This is a genomic window from Streptomyces sp. NRRL F-2664, from assembly GCF_000719345.1.
Taxonomy (GTDB): domain Bacteria; phylum Actinomycetota; class Actinomycetes; order Streptomycetales; family Streptomycetaceae; genus Streptomyces.
Genome location: NZ_JOFX01000001.1, coordinates 457,123 through 477,639 on the forward strand (window position 1 = coordinate 457,123; position 20,517 = coordinate 477,639).

Below are 20,517 nucleotides of genomic sequence, written 5' to 3' on the forward strand. Positions count from 1 at the left end.
CGCGCGAGGCGAGGGCCCACGGACGACCGCATGGCCGACCGGCTCCGGGACACAAGCGCGGTGTGCTGAAACCACTCATCGTCGCCTTCCTCGTCACGTTCGCGGCCGTCGCCTGCGCGGCCGCCGCATTCGTCTCGCCCTGGTGGTCGGCCGCGGCCGCTCCGCTGCTCCTCCTCGCGGCGACGGCCGTCCACGACGTCGTGCAACGGCGGCACTCCGTCCTGCGCAACTACCCGGTCCTCGGGCACCTCCGCTTCGCGCTGGAGGGGCTGCGGCCGGAACTCCAGCAGTACTTCATCGAGCGCAACTACGACGGCCGCCCCTTCGACCGCGACACCCGGGACCTCGTCTACGAGCGGGCCAAGGGCACCGACTCCGAGGAGCCGTTCGGCACCGAGCTCGACCTCTACCAGGCGGGCAGCGAGTACCTCACGCCGTCCATGGCGCCCCGGCCGGTGCGCACCGACCCGCCCCGGGTGCGCATCGGGGGCCCCGACTGCACCCGCCCCTACGACATGGCGCTGCTCAACGTCTCGGCCATGAGCTTCGGTTCGCTCTCGGCCCCGGCCGTCCTCGCCCTCAACACCGGAGCGCGACGGGGCGGCTTCGCCCACGACACCGGCGAGGGCGGCCTGTCGCGCTACCACCTGGAGCCCGGCGGGGACCTCGTATGGGAGATCGGCACCGGGTACTTCGGCTGCAGGACGGCCGACGGCGACTTCGACGAACGGGAGTTCGCCCGCAAGGCCGCCCACGAGCACGTCAAATGCGTGTCGCTGAAGATCAGCCAGGGCGCCAAGCCCGGCATCGGCGGCGTCCTGCCGGCCGCCAAGGTCAATGCGGAGATCGCCCGGGTCCGCGGCGTCCCGCAGGGGAGGACCGTCATTTCGCCGCCCTACCACCGCGTCTACTCCACCCCCCGCGAGCTGGTGCGGTTCCTGGCGCGCATGCGTGAACTCGCCGACGGCAAGCCCGTCGGCTTCAAGCTGTGCCTCGGCTCCCGCCGCGAGTTCCTCGCCGTCTGCAAGGCCATGCTGGAGGAGGGCAGCACCCCCGACTTCATCGTCGTCGACGGTGCGGAGGGCGGTACGGGTGCGGCGCCGCTGGAGTTCGTCGACCACGTCGGCCTGCCCCTCGGTGAGGGGCTGATGGCCGTGCACAACGCCCTCGTGGGCGCCGGGCTGCGCGACCGGATCCGCATCGGAGCCAGCGGCAAGGTCGCCACCGGCAGCGACCTCGTCAAACGGCTGCTCCAGGGCGCCGACTACACCAACGCCGGCCGGGCGATGATGTTCGCGGTCGGCTGCATCCAGGCGCAGCGCTGCCACACCAACACCTGCCCCGTCGGCGTCGCCACCCAGGACGAGCGGCGCGCCCGCGCCGTCGACGTCCCCGACAAGTCGCAGCGCGTGTGGCGCTACCAGGAGGCCACCGTCAAGAGCGCCCTCCAGATCATGGCCTCGCTGGGCGTCGACGACCCGCGCGACCTGCGCCCCCATATGCTGCTGCAGCGCGTGGACCCCTATACCGTCCGCTCCTACGCGGAACTGCACACCTGGCTCACCCCGGGCGAGCTGCTCGCATCCCCGCCCGCCGACTGGGCATCCGACTGGGAAGCGGCCGACCCGGACCGCTTCGCCCACTGAGAAACCCTCACGACCGGAGGACCCTTCCGTGGCACGCACCGTCGCCCACGTCATCGTCGACGCACTCAAGAACCTGGGCGTCCAGCACGTCTTCGGAGTCGTCGGAGACGCCCTGAACCCCCTGACCGATGCCATCCGCACCACCGACGGCCTCGACTGGGTCGGCTGCCGGCACGAGGAGGCTGCCGCCTTCGCCGCCGGCGCCCAGTCCCAGCTCTCCGGAGTCCTCGGCGTGTGTGCGGGCACCGTGGGACCCGGCTCCGTACACCTCCTCAACGGGCTGTACGACGCGGCCAAGAGCCACGCCCCGGTGCTCGCGATCTGCGGCCAGGTGCCCCTCTCCGAAATGGGCGGCGACTACTTCCAGGAGGTCGACAACGACCTCCTCTTCCGCGACGTGGCCGTCTACCGCGCCACCGTCACCTCCCCGGACCAGATGCCGCGCATGCTGGAGTCCGCCGTGCGGGCGGCCGTCGGCCAGGGCGGAGTGGCCGTGCTCACCGTGCCGGCGGACATGGGCGACCGGGAGCTGACCGAGGACCGGCCGGCCCGGTTCGCCCTCGGCCGCGCCGTCACCCGCCCCGACGACACGGCCCTCGCCGAGGCCGCCGAACTCCTCAACAGCGCCTCCCGGGTCACCCTGCTGGTCGGCCGCGGCGCCCGCGACGCCCGCACCGAAGTGCTCCGCACCGCGGAGCGGCTCGCCGCGCCCATGGTGCTCACCCTCAAGGCCAAGGAGGGCTTCGAGCACGACAACCCCTTCGAGGTCGGCCAGACCGGCCTCATCGGCAACCCCGCCGCCGCGCACGCCCTCGACCACGGCGAGGCGCTGCTCATGCTGGGCACCGACTTCCCCTACCGCGACTGGTACCCCGAGGACTGCAAGGTCGTCCAGGTCGACGTCCGCGAGGAGCACCTGGGGCGGCGGGTACCCGTCGACGTCGGCCTGGCCGGCGATGTCGGGGCCACCCTGAGGGCCCTGCTGCCGCTGCTGGAGAAGGCGCCCGACCGGACCCATCTCGACGACGCCCGAAGCCGGTTCGCGAAGTGGCGCGAAGGTCAGCAGCGGCTGGCCGATCCCGGCCACGACCGGCAGGGGACGGGCAGGCTGCGCGCGGCCCTGGACAACCGGGACCATGCCGTCCGGCCCGAAGCCCTCGCCGCCGCAGTGGACGCGTACGCCGACGACGACGCCGTGTTCACCTCCGACACCGGCACGGCCACCGTCTGGCTCTCCCGCTTCGTCACCCTGCGAGGTGACCGCCGCCTGATCGGCTCGTACAACCTCGGATCGATGGCCAACGCCATGCCCCAGGCCATCGGAGCACAGCTCTGGGCGCCCGAGCGGCAGGTCGTCGCCCTCTGCGGTGACGGCGGTCTGGCCATGCTGCTGGGCGACCTGATGACGATCGCCTCGCACCGGCTGCCCGTGAAGATCGTCGTCTTCGACAACCGCCGCCTGGGCATGGTGGAACTGGAGCAGGAGCAGGTCGGCCTGCCCGAGTTCGGGACCGTCCTCGACAACCCGGACTTCGCCGCCGTCGCCACCGCACTCGGGCTCACCGGCATCCGCGTCACCTCCCCGGACGACCTCCACGACGGTGTGCGCAAGGCCTTCGAGACCCCGGGGCCCGTCCTGTTGGACGTCCTGACCAACCCGGACGAGGTGGCGGTGCCCGCGAAGCCGACCGTTGGCCAGGCGTGGGGCTACGCCGTCGCCAAGGCCAAGGAGATCCTCCCCGGTGGTACGGACTGAGGGGCCGTCACCCGTCCGCGACGCGTGATCGGGCCGTTGCCGGGTAGCCGCGCAGCGACGCCCGATAGGCACAACCTGCTGTGCTGCAACCACCCTTGAAGGAGAGGCAAGCGCCATGACGCTGATACCGCACGTGAACGACAAGGCAGTGCCCGCCCCGGCCGAGCTCCGCAAGCACGTCACCCGTGCGACCGGCCGGCTCCGCGACACCGCTGTGCACGTCGGACGCCTCGTGGAGGACAAGACCCCCGATCCCCTCCTCGCGGGGGCGCTGCGCACCGCGACCCGCGTCCGGGAGACGGCCGCCCGCGCAGGCCGGCTCACCGGCCACCGCAGGCTCGACTCCGTGCGGGCCGGGGCCGGTCGGGCCGCGACCCTGGCACGGGCCAACCGCACCGCGCTGACCACGGTCGTGGGCGTCCTCACCGCCGCCGTGCTCGCCCGGCGTGCCCGGCGGACCCGGCGTACGAAGTAGGCGGCGCGGGGGCGGCGCGGGGCGGCCGGGGCCCCTCCGCGCCGCCCCCCTGTGTGCAGGGTGCCCGCACGCGAGGGCCCCGTCCGGCAGGGTCCGGCCTCCCGGCAGCGCCCTCCTCCCGCAGGCCTCCTGCACGGCCCGCCGGGCTCCATCAGGCGGCCGGGCCGCCGCCCCGCGGTCCGGCCCCCGCTCCCCGCGCCCGCTCGGCGTTGAACTGGGCGCCGGTGAGCAGCGCGAGATTGGCGAACCAGAGCCAGATCACGAACACCACGATCCCGGCCAGCGACCCGTAGAGGCGGCCGTAGGTGTCCAGTTGCGTGTACAGCGTGAAGAGCCCCGAGGCGGACAGCCACAGCAGCGCTGCCAGTACCCCGCCGGGCAGGCCCCGCCGCGCGCCGCGGCTCTGGGCCGGTCCGGTCCGGAACAGGACCAGCACCAGGAGCGTCACCACCACCAGCAGCACCGGCCACCGCAGGAACGCGAAGGCTTCCGCACCCGCCGCTCCGAGCGCCCGCGCGGCCCACCGGGCGGGCGGCCCCGACGCGACCAGCCCCACCGCGCCCACCAGGAGCAGCACCAGCAGCAGCGCCGCGTGCACGACGAGCAGGTGCGCGGCCCGCAGCGGGCGCCGCGTGTCCGGCACCCGGTGCATCATGTGCAGGGCGCGGCGGAACACCGCCAGATAGCTGCACGCCGACCACAACGCGCTGACCACCCCGCCGAGCAGCAGGGCCCACATCGAGGAGTACCCCTCCGGAACGCCGCCCAGCGCCTCCCGCAGCACCTGCGCCGACTGCGGGGGCGCGTAGGCGGTCAGCTCCGCGACGAGCCGGTCCCGGCGGGCACCGCCCAGCAGGCCCACGACGGACACGGCAATGACGAGAGCCGGCAGCAGCGCCAGCAGGGCGTAGTAGGTGAGGGCCGCCGCCTGGTCGGCGAGGTTGTCCGTCCACACGCGGACGGCCGTACGCCGCAACTCGGCCCGGGTGCGCCCCCCGAGGCCGGGAACAGCGGTGGCGGGGGCGGGCGGACCGCCTCGACGCGGAGCGGTGCTGGGGATGTCGGTCACCCCGTGCGCGTGCCCTGCGCGCACCCCGCGCATGCGCCCGCCGCCCCCGCGTACCGGCCCGCCGGCCGGGTACACGCGCCCGCATGACGTGGAGCCACGCGCGAGCGCGCGACGAAGAACCGCAGGAAGCGGTGCAGATCGCCACCCCCGAGAAGAACCGCCCGGCCCACCCCGCCGTACGGGCCCTGGCCATGCTGGCCGCCTTCGCCGGCACGGTCCTGTTCAGCGTGGTCCTGGCCCGGCTGACACTGGAACCGTCCGCCGCCTCGGTGGCCCTCGTGCACCCCAACCTCAGGCCCGGCCACTCGATCGGCGCCTACCTGCAGGGGGCCTCGACGGTCGAGGCGGCCCGCCAGATCGGCGGCAACCTGCTGCTGGGCCTGCCGTTCGGTGTGCTCCTGCCCGTACTGCTGCCGCCCGCCCGCGGACTGCTGCGGGTCGCCGCGGTGACCGTGTGCCTGATGACCCTCGTGGAGCTGATCCAGGGCGCCCTCGTCACCGGACGCGTCTTCGACATCGACGACGTCATCCTCAACACCACCGGAGCGCTCCTCGGTTACCTCCTGATCGGCCTGCGACTGGGCCGCGCCGTGCACCCTCGCCGCAGGCACTGGTGGCACCGCCGCCGTTCGTGACTCGTGAGTACTGCACATCCCATCGGTGACAGCCGTGACTGTCGCACCCCGCGCCGGGCGTGACACCTTCAGGTCTGCCACCGACCGAGGGAGCAGGTGTGAACAAGGGGTACGCCGCCTTCTGCGACGCAGACCGCTGGTTCTACGACGCGCCGTACCGGCGGGCCGGCGAGAGCTACCCGGCAGCCCTCGCCCCCGTCCCGGCGGGCTGGCGCTCGCACCGCAGCGGCGACTGGCTCGCCCTGCGCCCCGAGGACGCCGAACTGCCCGCGCAGGGCTGGAAGATCCACGTCTCGGCCACGCTCGACAACGCCGAGTCGGTGCTCGGGACGGTGCACGCCTACTGCACCGAGCGCAACATCGCCTTCAAGTTCATCCCGAGCCGCTACCTGCTGCACCTGCGCAACGCCAAGTACGCCGACCGCGCGGCGAGCGGCAAGTTCATCACCGTGTACCCCGCCGACGAGCAGCAGTGCCGCCGCATCGCCGAGGACCTCGACGCCGCGCTCGCCGGGGCGGCCGGCCCGTACATCCTCAGCGACCTGCGCTGGGGCGCCGGCCCGGTCCACCTGCGCTACGGCAGCTTCACCCTGCGGCACTGCTACGGCGAGCACGGCCAACTCGTCCCGGCCGTCGAGACCCCCGACGGCCGGCTCGTACCGGACCGGCGCGAACCCTCCTTCCACCTGCCCGACTGGCTCCGAGCGCCGGCCTGGCTGGAGCCCCACCTGCGGGCACGGTCCGCCGTCACCCTGACCGGGATCCCCTTCACGGTGGAACGGGCCCTGCACTTCTCCAACGGCGGCGGCGTCTACGTCGGCAAGGACACCCGCACCGGAGAGGCCGTCGTCCTCAAGGAGGCCCGCCCGCACGCCGGACTCGCCGCCGACGGCGCCGACGCGGTGACCCGGCTGCACCGCGAACGGGCCGCGCTGGAGCGGCTGGCGGGCCTGGACTGCGTACCCGCCGTCCGCGGCACCTTCACGGTCGGCGACCACCACTTCCTCGTCCTGCAGCACCTCGACGGCAAACCGCTCAACACCTACTTCGCCCGCCGCCACCCCCTGATCGAGGCCGACCCCACCCCGGACGAGCTCGCCTCCTACACCCACTGGGCCCTGAAGATCCACCAGCGCGTGACCGAGGCCGTCGAAGCCGTCCACACCCGCGGGGTCGTCTTCAACGACCTCCACCTCTTCAACATCATGGTCGCCGAGGACGCCGCGGGCGAACCCTCCGTCGCCCTGCTGGACTTCGAGGCAGCCGCGCACATCGACGAGGGCCTGCGCCAGACCGTGGCCAACCCGGCCTTCGTCGCCCCCGCCGAGCGGCGCGGATTCGGCGTCGACCGCTACGCCCTCGCCTGCCTGCGGCTCGCCCTCTTCCTCCCGCTCACCAGCCTGCTCGTCATGGACCGCACCAAGGCCGCACACCTGGCCGCAGTCGCCGCCGAACAGTTCCCCGTACCACGCAGGTTCCTCGACGAGGCCGTCGAGGAGATCCTCTCCGGCGCACCCGAGGGCCTGCCCGGCGACCGCCTGCCCGCACCGGCCGGACCGTACCTGCCCGTCGAGCCGCGGCACTGGCCGGCCGCCCGCACCTCCATGACCGCGGCGCTGCGCGCCAGCGCCACCCCGCACCGCGAGGATCGCTTCGTCCCCGGCGACATCGCCCAGTTCGCGAGCGTCCACGGCGGCATCGGCTTCGGCCACGGCATCGCCGGCGTGCTCCACGCCCTCGCCGAGACCGGCGCCGCACCCTGGCCCGAAGCCGAGGAGTGGCTGCTCGACCGGACCGCGCAACCGGACTCCGGCACACCGCTCGGCTTCTACGACGGCCTCGCCGGGACCGCCTGGACCCTGAACCGGCTCGGACACCCGGAGCGCGCCCTCGCCCTCGCCGAACGGCTCCTCGACCAGCCCTGGGAGAGCGCCGGCCCCGACCTGTACGGCGGCCTCGCCGGCATCGGCCTCGCCCTGGACGCCCTCGCCACCGCGAGCGGCGAGGGCGAACTGCGCTCCGCGGCCCTGCGCTGCGCCGAGCTCCTCGCCCGGCCCGAGCAACGGCCCACCCGCGCCGGCCTGCTGTACGGCCACTCCGGCCCCGCCCTGCTCTTCGTACGCCTCTACGAGCGCACCGGCGACAAGGAACTGCTGATCCAGGCCGCCCACGCCCTCCACCGCGACCTCGACCGCTGCGTCACCAGCGCGTACGGCACCCTCCAGGTCAATGAGGGCTGGCGCACCATGCCGTACCTGGGCGAAGGCAGCGTCGGGATCGGCATGGTCCTCGACGACTGGCTCGAACACGGCCCGGACGAGCGCTTCGAGCAGGCCAGGCTGGAGATCGTACGGGCGGCGCAGGCCACCTTCTATGCCCAGCCCGGGCTGATGCGCGGCGCCGCCGGCATGATCCTCCACCTGGCCCGGACCACCACCCCGGGACCCGGCACCGGGCCCGGTGCCGTCGCCCGCCAGATCGACGCACTGGCCCGGCACGCCGTGCCGTACCAGGGGCATCTGGCCTTCCCCGGCGAGCAGATGATGCGGCTGTCCATGGACCTCACCACGGGCACGGCCGGCGCCCTCCTCGCCCTCGGCAGCGCGGCGCCCGGCGGGCGCGCGCACCTGCCGTTCCTCCCGCCGCTGCGTGACGCTGCAGCGGCCCACCAGCCGGTCCCGTCCGGGGCCGTGACCCATCGCACCACTCGAGAGAAGAAGAGGAATCTGACATGACGCTTCTTGACCTGCAGTCGATGGAGACCCCCAAGGAAGAGACCAGCGAGGTCGCGATGACCGGCGGCGGCAGCCGGGCCAGCCTGCTCCTCTGCGGGGACAGCAGCCTGAGCATCACGACCTGTAACTGATCCGGGTCATCTCGGGCCCGGGCGGTTCACCGCCCGGGCCCGCACCACTTCCCTGGAGGCATCCGCCGATGAGCCCCCACGCCGCCGGCCCGGCACGGGAACCGGACCCCGCCCCGGCGCGCGAAGCGGACCGGGCGCTCGCCGGGGCCGCCCGGCACAGCGCCGGGCGCACCGCAGCGGTCCTCGGATGCTCCCTGGCCGCCGCCGCGGCGGCGCTCGCCGAACCGGCCGTCCTCGGCCGCACCCTGGACCTGCTGCTGCGCCGCGACCCGTCCGCCCCCGTCTGGACGCTGCTGTGCGCCGCGGTCATCGCCGCGGAAATACTCCTGGACGCCGCCGCCGCCCGCCTGACCGGCGACGTCGACGCCCGCTCCACCGCCCGGCTGCGCCGGCTCGGGCTCGCCCGGCTGCTGGCGACCGCCCCGCACCACGCGGCCGGCCACGCGCCCGGCGACACCGCCGCTCGGCTGACCGCACACGCCGCCGAGGCCGGCAAAGTGCCCGCGGCCGTCGCGCACGGCGTCGCCGCGCTGCTGCCGCCCCTCGGCGCGATGGCCGCGCTCCTCCTCATCGACCTGTGGACGGCGCTGACCTTCCTCCTGGGCCTGCCGCTGCTGGTGCTCCTGCTGCGGGCCTTCACCCGCGACACCCTCAGCAGCGTCGCCCGCTATCAGCAGGTCCAGCTCGCCACCGCCGGACGCCTCGTCGAGGCACTGTCCGGTGCCCGCACGATCGCCGCCGCCGGGACCGCCGACCGCGAACGCGCCCGCATCCTCGCCCGACTGCCCGAACTCGGCGCCGAGGGGCGGCGCATGTGGCAGGTCTACGGCGGCACGACGGCGCGGTCCGCCATCCTCATGCCGATCCTGCTGTACGCGGTCCTGGCCGTCGGTGGCATCCGCCTGTCGGCCGGGGCCGTCGGCGTGGGCGAACTCCTCGCCGCCGTCCGCTACGCGGGCCTCGCGGCCGGAGTCGGCGCGGTGACCGGCGCCCTGGGGGCGGTGGTACGCGGCCGGGCCGCCGCCCGCCGGACCGCCGCCCTCCTCGCCCTGCCCCCGCTCGCCCACGGCCGGGCCCAGCTGCCGGCCGGCGGCCCCGGCACCCTGGAGCTGCGCGGCGTAGATGTCGTGCGCGGAGGATCGGTCGTCCTGCGCAACGTCAGCCTGGTCCTCCCGGGCGGCAGCACCGTCGCGGTGGTGGGCCGGTCCGGAGCCGGAAAAACGCTGTTCGCCGCCGTGGCCGGCCGGCTCACCGACCCGGATGCCGGGCAGGTGCTGCTGGACGGCGTCCCCCTGCGGGAGCTCGCCGCCGACGCCCTCCGCGGCGAGGTGGGTTACGCCTTCGACAGGCCCGCGCTGCTCGGCGAGACGATCGGCGACGCCATCGGCTTCGGCGCCGGACCCGACCCCGGGCCACAGGCCGTCCGGGCCGCGGCGCGGGCAGCGGGCGCCGACCCGTTCGTACAGCGCCTGCCCGACGGGTACGCCACGCGCCTCGCCGACGCCCCGCTGTCCGGCGGCGAGGTCCAACGCCTGGGACTGGCCCGGGCGTTCTGCCACGCCGGCCGGCTGCTCGTGCTGGACGACGCCACCTCCAGCCTGGACACCGTCACCGCCCGGGAGGTCGAGCGGGCGCTCGCCCGCGAGATCCGGCCCGGCACCCGGATCGTCGTCGCCCACCGCCTCTCGTCCGCCGCTCGCGCCGACCTCGTCGTATGGCTGGAGCGGGGACGGCTCCGAGGGGTGGGCACCCACGCCGAACTGTGGCGCAGCGAACCCTCCTACCGCGAGGTGTTCGCCGCGGACACGACGGCACTGCCCGGGGCCCGCCCCGACGACCGTCCCGCGTCCGCGAGCAAGCAGGAGGCCGGTCGATGACACGGACGGGGGTAGGGACAGGGAGAGGGGCAGCGACCGGTACCGAGACGGAGGCGTGGCGCCGGGTCGCCCCGGAGGCCCGGCGCTTCCTGCGCGGCCGCGGGAACGCCCTGGCGCGACTGGCGGCCTGGTCGCTGCTGGAGTCCGCCCACACCTTCCTCGGCGGCTACGGAGTGGCCCGTGCTCTCGACGACGGCTTCCTCGCCGGCCGTACCACCGCCGGACTGGCCTGGCTCGCCGCGGCCGCGGTGGGGGCGGTCCTCGGTGGGATCGCACTGCGCGGCGTGTTCGCCGGGCTCGCCGACCTCGTCGAGCCGCTGCGGGACGGCCTGGTCCGGCGGGCGGTCCGGCAGGCACTGGACCGCGCGGTCGGCGACCCGGCACGCGCCGCCGACACGGGAGCGGTGTCCCGTCTGACCCAGCAGACCGAGATGGCCCGCGACTCCTTCGCCGGACTGGTCCTGACGGTGCGTTCGTTCGTGTTCACGACCGTGGGAGCCCTCGCCGGCATGGCGGCGCTGGCCCCGGTCCTGCTGCTGGTCGTGGTACCGCCCCTGCTGCTCGGCGTGGCCGCCTTCCTGGCCACGCTCCGCCCCATGGCGGCCGTCCAACGCCGCTGCCTGGACACCGACGAGGTCCTCGCGGACCGGCTGGGCGAGCTGGGCGCCGGGCTGCGCGACATCGCGGCCTGCGGGGGAGCGGCGGCCGCCGGGGGACGGGTGGAGCCGCTGATCGCGGACCAGGAGCGGCTGGCCCGCAGGCTCGCGGGCTGGGCGGCCCTGCGGACCCTGGCGCTGGGGACGGCGGGCCGGCTGCCGGTGGTCGCACTGCTCGTCGCGGCGCCCTGGCTGCTCGCCCGCGGCGTCACCGCCGGAACGCTCGCCGGCGGCCTCACCTACCTGGTGCACGCCCTGCTGCCGGCCCTGGACTCGCTGATGGCGGCCCTCGGTGCCGCCGGGACCCGGCTGCTCGTGGTCCTGGAGCGGTTCTGTGCCCCGCTGCCGCCGGTCCGCGCCGCCCGGGTCGACCCCGGCCGCGCCCCGGCGGCGACGGCGCGACCGGCCGGCCGCGCCACGCCGCCGGCTGCCCCGCCGACCGCCGCCGCGGCGGAACTGCGCGGCGTGACCTTCGCCTACGGCCCCGGCGCGGCGCCCGTGCTCGACGGCCTCGACCTGGTCGTGCGACCGGGAGAACACCTCGCGGTCGTCGGCCCGAGCGGCATCGGCAAATCCACCCTGACCGCACTGCTCGCCGGGATGCTCGTGCCCGACGCGGGCACGGTGCTCGTCGCCGGCGCTCCCGCCCGCCCGACCGCGTCCGGCGGGCGCGGACCGGACCCCCGGCGCACCCTCCTGCCGCAACAGGCCTACGTGTTCACCGGCACCGTACGGGAGAACCTCACGCACCTCTGCGACCTTCCGGGCCAGGACGATCCCCGTTCCGAGGACGCCCGGCTGCGGCACGCCGTGGACGTCCTGGGGCTGGAAGGGTTGGTGGAGCGGCTGGGCGGACTGGACGCCGAGGTGCGGCCCGGGGTCCTGTCCCGCGGCGAGAGCCAGCAGCTGGCGCTGGCCGCCGCCTACCTCTCGCCGGCGCCGCTGCTGCTCCTCGACGAAGCCACCTGCCACCTGGACCCGCAGACGGAGGAGCGTGCCGAGCGGGCCCTGGCGGCCCGTCCCGGCACCCTCCTCGTCGTCGCCCACCGTGTCACCTCCGCCGCGCGCGCCGACCGGGTCCTCGTCCTGGACGGAACCCGGGCCGTGTGCGGCACCCATGCCGAACTTCCCGCGCTGTCGGCCCTCTACCGCGATCTGGTGGGGGAGTGGGACGGCACCGCGGACGGGTGATCCGGCGGTTCCGCCCGTCCGCGGCGGCCGCCGATCAGACCCAGCCCGCCCCCCGGGATATCCGGATCGCGTCGATGAGGTTGCGGGCACCGGTCTTGCGGGTCGCCGCGGCCATGTAGTTGCGCACGGTCCCGCTCGCCAGGTGCAGCGCCCGCGCGATCTCGGCGATGGAATCGCCCTCCGCGGCCCGGGCCAGCACGCTGAGCTCACGCGGGCTCAGGGGCAGCGGGTCCGCCTCCATGAAGGCGGAGGCCAGGGACGCGTCGATGAATCGCTCCCCCGCGGCGACCCGCCGCACCGCCCGTACCAGCCGCCCGGGCGAACCGTCCTTGTCGACGTAGCCGCGGGCCTCCGCGCGGAAGGCCCGGTGCAGCGAACCGGGTGCGCCTGCCGAGGCGAGCACCAGGACGGGGGAGGGGGACGAGAGGACCTGGCGGTCGGCGGCGGACCGTCCGTGGTCGGCCAGTACGGCCGTCGTCCCCGGACAGTCGAGGTCCACCACCGTCACGTCCGGCCGTAACGATTCCGCCTGGCGCGCCGCACTCCGCCAGCCCGCGGTGGTGACCTCGAAAGGCCCTTCCGATCTCAGCAGGGCGGCCAGTGCGGACCGGACCAGGCTGACGTTGTGCAGGACCAGGACCTTCGTCATCGTGAGCTCTCCTCGGTAACGAACCAACAGCACCACGCGGCTGCCCCCGCACGGGGGAGATGGAACGTCACTGCGGGGGGCGTGAGGGGGCGCACGGACAACTTGGCCGAGATGCCGACGGATCCTGCTCCGGATCGGCGGGTTACCCCCTTGAAGACCCGGTACGGGCCGCTCCGCCGACCCCGGCGGAGCGGCTCACACCTCGCGCCACCGGGCCATCGCCCAGTCGAACGCCCCGTACAGCGCCAGTCCGGCCGCGACCGCGACCAGCAGCCAGGGGCCCGCGGGCGTCTGCGCGAAGGACCTCAGCGTGTCGTCGAGCCCCTTCGCCTGCCCCGGGTCGTAGCGCAGCGCCGCATACAGGACGAAGCCGCCGACCGCCGCGAACACGGCCCCGCGCGCCAGTCCGCCGCTCACCCCGAGGAAGTCGACGGCCTTGCGCGCGCTCTGCGAGGCCCCGCCCATGGCGAGGTGCTTGCGGAACCTGCGCCGGGCCGCCCGTACCGCGATGACCACGCCCGCAACGGCGATCCCCAGCCCGGCGGCGCCCACCAGCCACTGCCCGGCCGGCAGGTCGAGCGCCTTCGCGGTCATGTCCCGCGACTGCTGGTCACCGGAGCTGCCGCCGCCACCCGTGGCGAAGGCGAAGACCGACGCGGCCACCACCGCGTAGAACACGCACCGGGCCGCCGAGGCCAGTCGCTTCGTGGGCTTGCGGCCCTCCGGCCCGGCCGCACCGAACACCGCTTCCGACAGGCGCCACACCACCATGCAGACGAGACCGATGCCGACGGCCCAGATCAGGACGGAGCCGAAGGGCTGGTCCGCAAGCTCCTGCAGGGCGCCCTGCTTGTCGGCCTCCTGACCGCCGCCACCGATGGCGACGCGTACGGCCAGCACGCCGATCAGCGCGTACAGCACCCCGTGCGCCACCAGCCCGGACCGCCCCGCCACCTCCCGGACCGTGCCGCCGCGCGACACGGTCCGGGCTCCTCTGTTCGCCGCCTCTGTGCTCATCCGGCTCATACCTCGCCCCGCCAGGCGCCCGTCTCGACCCCGCGCCCCTCGATGAACAGCTTGAACCGCTTGAGGTCGCCGGTGACCTGCCGTTTCACGAAGCCGAGCTTGTCGGCGGCGCCCTCGGCCAGGCCCTCGGGCACCCAGTCCATGCGCAGCACGACCTTGGTGGTGCTCGCGTCGATCGGCTGGAAGGTGACGAGCCCGGCCTGCCGGGTCTCCCCGTCGACGGTCATCCACGCCACGCGCTGGTCGGGGAGCTGCTCGGTGATCTGAGCGTCGAACTCGCGCCGTACCCCGTTCACGTTCGTCACCCAGTGGGTGAGGGTGTCGGTACGCTGGTCGATGCGCTCGACCCCCTCCATGAAGGCGGGGAACTCCTCGAACTGCGTCCACTGGTTGTAGGCCGTGCGGAGCGGGACGTTGACCTCGACGTACTCCTCCACGTGCGACATGCGCACCCCTTCCCTGCCGTCGGCTGTTCCGCACCCACGGGTGCGGGCGTCCGTCTGGACGTCTCGCCGCGCGGCTACCCTGGCCCGCCGACCCCATGCGCACCCGGGGGCCGGGGGCGGACACGCGGCGCGTACGCGCGGCGACGCAGGGCACACGCGGGGCATGACCGTACTCAAGACAAGTGTGATCGTCCTGGACTGCGCCGAACCGGAGCCCCTGGCCCGGTTCTACGCGCACCTGCTCGGCGCCACGACGGGCCCGGCCACCGACGACGGCGAGTTGTTCCTGGTCACCGGCCGGGCCGGCCCGCTGCTGGGGGTCCGCCGCGATCCGCACCGCGCGACGCCCAGTTGGCCGCTGCCGGAAGGCTCCCAGGAAGTGCACCTGCGGATCCTCGTGGCCCCGGACGCGCTCGACGAGGCCGAGCGGGAGGCCGTCGCCCTCGGGGCGCGGCCGGTGGCGGCCGAGGACGACGGCACCCGGCCGGACAACCGGACCACGCTGCGCCGCTACGCGGATCCGGCCGGGCACGCCTTCGTCATCGCGGCCGTCCGGGAGGACCCGGCACCCGCGGAATGCCTTCAGCCGTAGGTGACGGTCACCTCGCGGAAACCGAGCGAGCGCAGCAGCCCCTCCAGCATCGACGTGGTGTTCTTCTCGGCGCGGTCGACCAGACCGCTGTCGCGGGCCGCCGCGTCGATGTGCTGCGCGGCGAGCTTCTGCACGGCTTGCTCACCGGCCGGGTTGTCGGAGAACAGGTCGCCGATCCGGTCCAGCAGGCCCCGCTGCTTGGACACCGCGTACGAACGGTTCGGGTCGAGGGACGCCGTGCCGAGCACCGCGTGCGGCAGCCGCAGGGTGGCTTCGGTGCGGTCCTCGTTCACCGTGACGCTGCGTTCGTCCAGTCCGCCCATGTCGACGTACCCGCTGACCGTGCCGGCTCCCACATACAGGGTGCGGGTCCCGCGGATCGCGTCCGGCAGGAAGGCCGCGTCCTTCTCCAGGTCCACGACCACCTGGAAGTTGCCGACGGCCGCCTCGTAACGGTCCATGTCCTGGACCGACTTGAGCAGCGCGGGCCCCGACCGGTCGCGGGTGTCCGTACCGAAGAGGCCGCCGAACCCGGGAACCAGACTGAAGCGTTCCACGAGCACGAGCAGCACCACGACCACCGCCGCAGCGGCGACGATCCGACCCCACATCGGGCGCCGCGTGCCGCCCGGCCGATCCGAAGAGGTTTCCATGCCCCGCGAATACCCCGTGGGCGCGGCTCCAGTACGCCGGGACCGGCGGTCCGCCCGCGGGATCCCTACTGACGTGTCGTGGTGTCGCCGGACACCAGGCGGGCGGCTTCGATCTCGGCCCAGACGACCTTTCCACCCGGAACGATGTCGGCTCCCCAGCGGTCGGACAGCCGCTCGACTATGTGCAGGCCGTGGCCGCCGGGAACGCCCCGCCGGGGGGCCGGATTGCGGTGGGGGAGCGCCGTCGAACCGTCGCACACCTCGATCCGCAACATCTTCCCGCCGCCCGTGATCACGAGCTCGCGGCAGCCGCCGGCGTGCAGCGATGCGTTGGTCAGGAGCTCGGAGACGAGGAGCAGGGTGTCCTCGGCGGTCTCCGTCCCGTCCCAGCCCCAGTCACGCAGGGCCTGGCGCGTGAAATCACGGCCCTTCGCGACCGCGCCGCGGACGCCCGACAGGGCGAGCCGGCGGCGTTGTCCCGCGGCGGGAAGGCCGACACTCACAGGATCACCCGTTTCAGGTCCGACGGTCTCCACTGAGCTCTCTCACCCCCGCGTAGGCACTGGTCTCTGTCACAGGCGTATGCCCGGCGCGGCCACGATCGATGTACGACATCATCCACCCAACATTCGGCGGACCGTGCCCACCCTGACAGGCGCGTGACATTGTAGGCGACGCTCGCCCTCAGGGCGTGGCCACATACAGCCTCAGCGTGAAGCCGCTCTCCGTGGCCCGGACCTCCACCAGGTCGCAGAGCTGGTGGATCATCCACAGGCCACGGCCGCCGTGGGCGGAGGCGAGGGAGGGACGGCGCCGTCCCGCAAGCGGGTCGGCCAGCCGGCCGTCGTCGTGGATCTCGGCGAAGACCCCGGCCCGGGGGCCGGCCACGGTCCACAGGCGCAGCGTGCCCTTCCCCCCACCGTGGGCCAGGGAGTTCGCCGCCGCCTCGCTGATCGCCATGATCAGATCGTTGAGCCGATCCCGGGTCAGGGCCGTGGCGCGGCCCCACCCCTCGGCATACGCGCGCACTTCGGCCAGTCCGCCGTGAGCGTAGGAGATCCGCGCCACCGGTGCCTCGGGTTCGGGCAGCGGGAGGTCGAGGTCGGCGGACAGCCCCGCCAGGCCGGTGTAGCCCGGGCTCGGCAGGGTCCGGTCGTGCTCGATCAGCGTGGGGTGTGTGCGACGGGCATTCCGTATCACGGAGGGCGCCAGCCCGGTCACGTCGTAGGGGCACAGCACCGTGCCGGCCCGGCCGGCGAAAGCCGCGTCGACCAGGGCTTCGTGCCGAGAGACCTCCACCAGCTCGGCCGGGGAGCGGCCGGGCCAGACCGCTTCTCCGACGATCCGCGCGGCCCGGTCGGGGCGCCGGTCGGCGAATTCCTGGACGGCGGCCAGGATGCGGCCGGGATTGCGGCCCAGCTCCGTCATGTCGGTCCAGGTGATCCCGTCACCGTCACCGCCGCCCAGGCTCTCGCGCAGGGCGTCCAGGCGCGGGCCCGGTACGGCGACGAGGACGGGCTCGTCGGCCGCCAGGGCCGCGCGTACGAAGCCGCCCACCCCCGACAGGTACTCGTCGAGGTCCTGGTGGAAGAGGGCAGCATGGACGAAGGCCCCCGGCCCGGAGGGCGCAGGAACTGTGATCATGCTGCGACCTCCAGCGCGGCGCGCTCGTCCGGGAACATCTCCACCACCTTGCGCAGCGATTATGGCGGATGGTGGGGCGACAAGCGCTGCCCCTGCCCGCCCGGGTCCGCCGATGCCCGCACCAGTAGTGCCGCGACCGCCGTCGGGTCGAGGGAGAGTACGCAGGAGAGATCGAGGGGGACGACGCCGCCGGGGAGGCCGGCCACGACGCCGAGGGCGCCGGACAGGGACTACCGGGTGTCGTGGTCGCAGCTGCCGCACGGGCGCACGCCGCGACCGCCCTGCATCGGCAGGGCGGTCGGCGGCGTCTTCACGCTCGTATGCGGCGTCGTCGTGCACGCCTTAGCCCGTCAGCATGCCGGCGCGCAGCCGAGACAGCGTCCGGGACAGCAGTCGGGAGACCTGCATCTGCGAGATGCCCAGCTCGGCGCCGATCTCGGCCTGGGTCTTGTCCTGCCCGAATCGCATCTGCAGGATGCGCCGGTCCCGCTCGTCCAGCTGCTGCAGCAGGGGGGCCAGGGTGTGGAACTCCTCGAAGAGCTCCATGGCCGGGTCGACCTCGCCCAGGCGCTCCGCCAGCGGCCTGGTCGTCCCGTTCGGCGTGGACGGTGCGTCCGCGTCGGCGCCCGCGGCATCCAGCGAGCCGCTGGTGTAGCCGTTCGCGGCCACCAGCCCGTCGATCACCTCGTCCTCGGACAGCTCCAGGTGCTCGGCGACCTCCTTGACCGTCGGCGCCCGGCCCAGGACGTCGGTCAGGGCTTCCTGCGCCTTGGCGAGCTCCGTGCGCAGCTCCTGCAGGCGGCGGGGTACGTGCACCGCCCAGGTGGTGTCACGGAAGTACCGCTTGATCTCGCCCGTGATGTACGGCAGGGCGAGGGTGGAGAACTCGACCTCGCGCTCGAGGTCGTAGCGGTCGATGGCCTTGATGAGGCCGATGGTCCCCACCTGGATGATGTCGTCCATGTCGAGGCCGCCGCCGAGCACGCGGGCCCGGAAACGCCGCGCGGCGAACTGCACCAGGGACAGGTTCATCTCGATGAGGGTGTTGCGCGTGTACTGGTACTCGTGCGTGCCCTCCTCCAGATCCTGCAAGCGCCGGAAGAAGTGCCGCGAGAGCTCCCGCGCGTCGGCGGGCGACATCTCGCGGGCGTTCTCCACCCGCGACACGCCCTCGTCCGGTACCGGTGTTCCCGGGTCCTCCAGGTATTGCGCGGGGACGTGCACGTCGGTTGCACGAACGGGGTCTACAACGGTGGCCGAGCGAGACATGGTTGGCCGTTCCCTCCCGATTGACTGCGGCTGCCTTGCCGCTCTTGCCCCTGCTTCCGGTTTCCACACACGCGGGTTGCAAAAATTTTTTCGCGGCCGCGACCGGGCGCCCCGCGGGCGCCCGGTCGACCCGGGGACGGGGTGTCGACGCCGTGAGCAGGCATACTCCCTTGCGAAGACGAACAGGCGGCGATCCGTGGAGGCGGACATGAGCGGACTCGGGGACGCATTCCCTTCGGAAGTGGTGGGGGAGGGCTACCGGGCGGGCGACGGCTGGGTGGTGTCGGCCCACGGGGAGCTGGACCAGGACACGCTGACCCCATTGGAGGAGGCTCTCACCGCGGCCGCCGGCCGGCACCGGCTGGTGGTTCTGGACGCCGCGTCCATCACCTTCGGGGACTCGTCGTTCCTGAACCTCCTCCTGCGGATGCACCACACCACCGCGTTGCGCGTCGCCGCCCCGGGGGAGCAGCTGCGCCGGCTCTTCGCCGTGACCGGCGCCGACACCGTCCTGTCCGTGCACCCGAGCGTCGAGGACGCCGTCGCGGCGTGAACCGGCCCCGGGTGGTCCCGCTGAGCACGGGTCAGCCGATGCACGACGCGCCTGCGTGCGGGTCGGGGCCGCCGCCGGGCCGGAAGCAGGCGGTGATCGCCTTGCCCCCGTGGCACGCGTGCACGTCCAGGGAGTCGGCCAGCGCGGTGACGATGCCCAGGCCGCGACCGGAGGTGGCACTCGCGTCGCCCTCGGGTGTCCGGGCCCGGGGGAGCCGCGGATCGGAGTCGGCGACGCTGACGTGCAGGCAGCGGCCGTCCCAGGTCAGCACCAGGTGCGCGGTGCCGAGGGCGTGCCGGTGGGCGTTGGTCACGAGTTCGGAGACGCAGAGCAGTACGGAGTGCACGGTGTCGGCCGCCGAGGCGTTCCACGGCAGGGATGCCAGGTGCGCCGCGGTCCACTGCCGCGCAGCTCGCACGCCTTGCGAGATCGGGAACGAACGAGCCCAGCCCACTGCCTTGACCGCCAATGTCCTCACCCCTTTTCCGCCGTTGTGCCGTTCGGTACCGGTTCGTCTACCCGCAGCCCGCGGCGGCATCCGAGGATTTCCGAAGCGCCCTGAAGGAAACGCGAGTTCGGGCCCGTCCGAGCGGGATCCGGGGCGGGTGGCCCCGTCAGGATCCCGGTTGCGCGGGCCGCCGGAGTGATCGACCGTGCTCCATCGCCCCTCCGACGGCGTTAGCCTTCACCGGACCGGTGTCGCGGCACGGACGGATCCCGCTGGAACCGGGCGCTCCGGCATGCCCTGGTTCCAGGGCGCTGTCCTGTCCGCGATTCGGCGCGGCCGGCAACGAGAGTGAGGGTGACGGATGGCGGAGCGGGCGGGTGTGGACCCACTGGGCGGCGCTCCGGCATGGCCGGGCGACGGCGGGATCGGCGAGTCGGAGCTGCGCCAGCTGTTGGCCGGGCTGACCGCCGTACGGGACGGGGACTTCCGCACCCGGCTGCCCGACGGGGCGGACGGGCTGCTCGGCGAGATCGCGACCGTCTTCAACGGGATGGTCAACCAGCTGTCGCTGTTCACGTCCGAGGTGACGCGCGTCGCCCGCGAGGTGGGCACGGAGGGGACTCTCGGCGGCCAGGCCGACGTGCCGGGGGTCGGGGGCGCCTGGTGGGACCTCACGGATTCGGTCAACTTCATGGCCGGAAACCTCACCGCACAGGTGCGCTCCATCGCCCAGGTCGCCACCGCGGTCGCCAAGGGCGACCTCTCCCAGAAGATCGCCGTCGACGCCCGGGGCGAGATCCTGGAGCTGAAGAACACGATCAACACGATGGTCGACCAGCTCTCCGGATTCGCCGGGGAGGTCACTCGTGTGGCCCGCGAGGTCGGCACCGAGGGCCGGCTCGGCGGCCAGGCGGACGTGAAGGGCGTCTCCGGCACGTGGAAGGACCTGACGGAGTCGGTCAACGTGATGGCGGACAACCTGACCGCTCAGGTCCGCTCGATCGCCGAGGTCACGACGGCTGTGGCCCAGGGTGATCTGACGCAGAAGATCCGGGTGGATGCCCGT

20 protein-coding genes are annotated in these 20,517 nt (G+C 73.8%); 11 read left to right on the forward strand and 9 right to left on the reverse strand.

Annotated features, from left to right (window positions below; all coding sequences use genetic code 11):
• The first annotated feature begins 62 nt into the window (after nt 1-62).
• The 3 genes from IF89_RS0102130 (at nt 63) to IF89_RS0102140 (ending at nt 3,877) form a co-directional block, all read left to right on the forward strand.
• Nucleotides 63-1,646: an FMN-binding glutamate synthase family protein gene (locus tag IF89_RS0102130; protein WP_030760133.1), complete on the forward strand. Its 1,584-nt coding sequence runs from the start codon at nt 63-65 to the stop codon at nt 1,644-1,646.
• Between the two features lie 28 nt (nt 1,647-1,674).
• On the forward strand, nt 1,675-3,402 hold the full coding sequence (locus IF89_RS0102135; protein ID WP_030760136.1) for a thiamine pyrophosphate-dependent enzyme: 1,728 nt from the start codon (nt 1,675-1,677) through the stop codon (nt 3,400-3,402).
• A gap of 115 nt (nt 3,403-3,517) precedes the next feature.
• Nucleotides 3,518-3,877: a hypothetical protein gene (locus IF89_RS0102140; RefSeq protein ID WP_051806708.1), complete on the forward strand. Its 360-nt coding sequence runs from the start codon at nt 3,518-3,520 to the stop codon at nt 3,875-3,877.
• 151 nt (nt 3,878-4,028) lie between these two features.
• Here the strand turns inward: IF89_RS0102140 and IF89_RS0102150 are convergent, their stop codons facing one another.
• Complete coding sequence (locus IF89_RS0102150) at nt 4,029-4,937, reverse strand: YihY/virulence factor BrkB family protein (protein WP_420706856.1); 909 nt, start codon at nt 4,935-4,937, stop codon at nt 4,029-4,031.
• A 92-nt stretch (nt 4,938-5,029) separates the two neighbouring features.
• Here IF89_RS0102150 and IF89_RS0102155 point away from each other — a divergent pair, with 92 nt between their 5' ends.
• From IF89_RS0102155 to IF89_RS0102175, 5 genes are all read left to right on the forward strand, one after another.
• Nucleotides 5,030-5,581 carry a VanZ family protein gene (locus IF89_RS0102155; protein ID WP_234327628.1) on the forward strand — a complete coding sequence of 184 codons (552 nt, stop codon included), beginning with the start codon at nt 5,030-5,032 and terminating at the stop codon, nt 5,579-5,581.
• Nucleotides 5,582-5,679: 98 nt separating this feature from the next.
• Complete coding sequence (gene lanKC, locus IF89_RS0102160) at nt 5,680-8,316, forward strand: class III lanthionine synthetase LanKC (RefSeq protein WP_030760149.1); 2,637 nt, start codon at nt 5,680-5,682, stop codon at nt 8,314-8,316.
• Complete coding sequence (locus IF89_RS0102165; protein WP_030760152.1) at nt 8,313-8,447, forward strand: SapB/AmfS family lanthipeptide; 135 nt, start codon at nt 8,313-8,315, stop codon at nt 8,445-8,447. The genes lanKC and IF89_RS0102165 overlap by 4 nt, the downstream gene beginning before the upstream one ends.
• Before the next feature lie 68 nt (nt 8,448-8,515).
• A complete protein-coding gene (locus tag IF89_RS0102170; protein ID WP_051806710.1) occupies nt 8,516-10,324 on the forward strand; it encodes an ATP-binding cassette domain-containing protein in 1,809 nt (602 codons plus the stop codon).
• Nucleotides 10,321-12,171 carry an ATP-binding cassette domain-containing protein gene (locus IF89_RS0102175; RefSeq protein ID WP_030760158.1) on the forward strand — a complete coding sequence of 617 codons (1,851 nt, stop codon included), beginning with the start codon at nt 10,321-10,323 and terminating at the stop codon, nt 12,169-12,171. Before IF89_RS0102170 ends, IF89_RS0102175 begins: the two co-directional genes overlap by 4 nt.
• Before the next feature lie 34 nt (nt 12,172-12,205).
• Here IF89_RS0102175 and IF89_RS0102180 read toward each other — a convergent pair whose 3' ends face one another.
• The 3 genes from IF89_RS0102180 to IF89_RS0102190 all read right to left on the reverse strand — a co-directional run bounded on the left by IF89_RS0102180 (nt 12,206) and on the right by IF89_RS0102190 (nt 14,292).
• On the reverse strand, nt 12,206-12,820 hold the full coding sequence (locus IF89_RS0102180) for a LuxR C-terminal-related transcriptional regulator (RefSeq protein ID WP_030760161.1): 615 nt from the start codon (nt 12,818-12,820) through the stop codon (nt 12,206-12,208).
• Nucleotides 12,821-13,015: 195 nt separating this feature from the next.
• The gene (locus IF89_RS0102185; protein WP_030760164.1) at nt 13,016-13,837 is read right to left on the reverse strand and encodes a DUF1206 domain-containing protein; all 822 of its coding nucleotides are present in this window, start codon (nt 13,835-13,837) and stop codon (nt 13,016-13,018) included.
• A gap of 5 nt (nt 13,838-13,842) precedes the next feature.
• Nucleotides 13,843-14,292 carry an SRPBCC family protein gene (locus IF89_RS0102190; RefSeq protein WP_030760166.1) on the reverse strand — a complete coding sequence of 150 codons (450 nt, stop codon included), beginning with the start codon at nt 14,290-14,292 and terminating at the stop codon, nt 13,843-13,845.
• A gap of 163 nt (nt 14,293-14,455) precedes the next feature.
• Here IF89_RS0102190 and IF89_RS0102195 point away from each other — a divergent pair, with 163 nt between their 5' ends.
• Entirely contained in the window at nt 14,456-14,884 is a 429-nt protein-coding gene (locus tag IF89_RS0102195; protein WP_043192544.1) for a VOC family protein, read from the forward strand.
• Here IF89_RS0102195 and IF89_RS0102200 read toward each other — a convergent pair.
• The 4 genes from IF89_RS0102200 to IF89_RS0102215 form a co-directional block, all read right to left on the reverse strand.
• Entirely contained in the window at nt 14,875-15,537 is a 663-nt protein-coding gene (locus IF89_RS0102200) for a DUF4230 domain-containing protein (protein WP_030760173.1), read from the reverse strand. The two genes, IF89_RS0102195 and IF89_RS0102200, sit on opposite strands and share 10 nt — an antisense overlap.
• A 65-nt stretch (nt 15,538-15,602) precedes the next feature.
• The gene (locus tag IF89_RS37565) at nt 15,603-16,040 is read right to left on the reverse strand and encodes an ATP-binding protein (RefSeq protein WP_051806711.1); all 438 of its coding nucleotides are present in this window, start codon (nt 16,038-16,040) and stop codon (nt 15,603-15,605) included.
• A 181-nt stretch (nt 16,041-16,221) separates the two neighbouring features.
• Nucleotides 16,222-17,181 (reverse strand): sensor histidine kinase, encoded by a 960-nt coding sequence (locus IF89_RS0102210; protein ID WP_030760179.1) that lies wholly within the window; start codon nt 17,179-17,181, stop codon nt 16,222-16,224.
• A 342-nt stretch (nt 17,182-17,523) separates the two neighbouring features.
• Complete coding sequence (locus IF89_RS0102215; RefSeq protein ID WP_030760181.1) at nt 17,524-18,450, reverse strand: SigB/SigF/SigG family RNA polymerase sigma factor; 927 nt, start codon at nt 18,448-18,450, stop codon at nt 17,524-17,526.
• A gap of 208 nt (nt 18,451-18,658) precedes the next feature.
• On the opposite strand from IF89_RS0102215, the gene IF89_RS0102220 reads away from it, so the two are divergent.
• On the forward strand, nt 18,659-19,003 hold the full coding sequence (locus tag IF89_RS0102220) for an STAS domain-containing protein (RefSeq protein ID WP_030760184.1): 345 nt from the start codon (nt 18,659-18,661) through the stop codon (nt 19,001-19,003).
• 31 nt (nt 19,004-19,034) lie between these two features.
• On the opposite strand, the gene IF89_RS0102225 is transcribed toward IF89_RS0102220, so the two are convergent.
• On the reverse strand, nt 19,035-19,472 hold the full coding sequence (locus tag IF89_RS0102225; protein WP_030760187.1) for an ATP-binding protein: 438 nt from the start codon (nt 19,470-19,472) through the stop codon (nt 19,035-19,037).
• 340 nt (nt 19,473-19,812) lie between these two features.
• Between IF89_RS0102225 and IF89_RS0102230 the strand changes: the two genes are divergently transcribed.
• Nucleotides 19,813-20,517 (forward strand): HAMP domain-containing protein (locus tag IF89_RS0102230; protein ID WP_030760190.1); only part of this gene is annotated, 705 nt, incomplete at its 3' end.

Bases quoted from the DNA above. Each gene is read 5' to 3' on its own strand.
- IF89_RS0102140 (WP_051806708.1), top strand. From the start codon at position 3,518: ATGACGCTGATACCGCACGTGAACGACAAGGCAGTGCCCGCCCCGGCC.
- IF89_RS0102155 (WP_234327628.1), top strand. From the start codon at position 5,030: ATGACGTGGAGCCACGCGCGAGCGCGCGACGAAGAACCGCAGGAAGCG.
- IF89_RS0102165 (WP_030760152.1), top strand. From the start codon at position 8,313: ATGACGCTTCTTGACCTGCAGTCGATGGAGACCCCCAAGGAAGAGACC.
- IF89_RS0102170 (WP_051806710.1), top strand. From the start codon at position 8,516: ATGAGCCCCCACGCCGCCGGCCCGGCACGGGAACCGGACCCCGCCCCG.
- IF89_RS0102175 (WP_030760158.1), top strand. From the start codon at position 10,321: ATGACACGGACGGGGGTAGGGACAGGGAGAGGGGCAGCGACCGGTACC.
- IF89_RS0102180 (WP_030760161.1), bottom strand. From the start codon at position 12,820: ATGACGAAGGTCCTGGTCCTGCACAACGTCAGCCTGGTCCGGTCCGCA.
- IF89_RS0102185 (WP_030760164.1), bottom strand. From the start codon at position 13,837: ATGAGCACAGAGGCGGCGAACAGAGGAGCCCGGACCGTGTCGCGCGGC.
- IF89_RS0102190 (WP_030760166.1), bottom strand. From the start codon at position 14,292: ATGTCGCACGTGGAGGAGTACGTCGAGGTCAACGTCCCGCTCCGCACG.
- IF89_RS0102195 (WP_043192544.1), top strand. From the start codon at position 14,456: ATGACCGTACTCAAGACAAGTGTGATCGTCCTGGACTGCGCCGAACCG.
- IF89_RS0102200 (WP_030760173.1), bottom strand. From the start codon at position 15,537: ATGGAAACCTCTTCGGATCGGCCGGGCGGCACGCGGCGCCCGATGTGG.
- IF89_RS0102210 (WP_030760179.1), bottom strand. From the start codon at position 17,181: ATGATCACAGTTCCTGCGCCCTCCGGGCCGGGGGCCTTCGTCCATGCT.
- IF89_RS0102215 (WP_030760181.1), bottom strand. From the start codon at position 18,450: ATGTCTCGCTCGGCCACCGTTGTAGACCCCGTTCGTGCAACCGACGTG.
- IF89_RS0102220 (WP_030760184.1), top strand. From the start codon at position 18,659: ATGAGCGGACTCGGGGACGCATTCCCTTCGGAAGTGGTGGGGGAGGGC.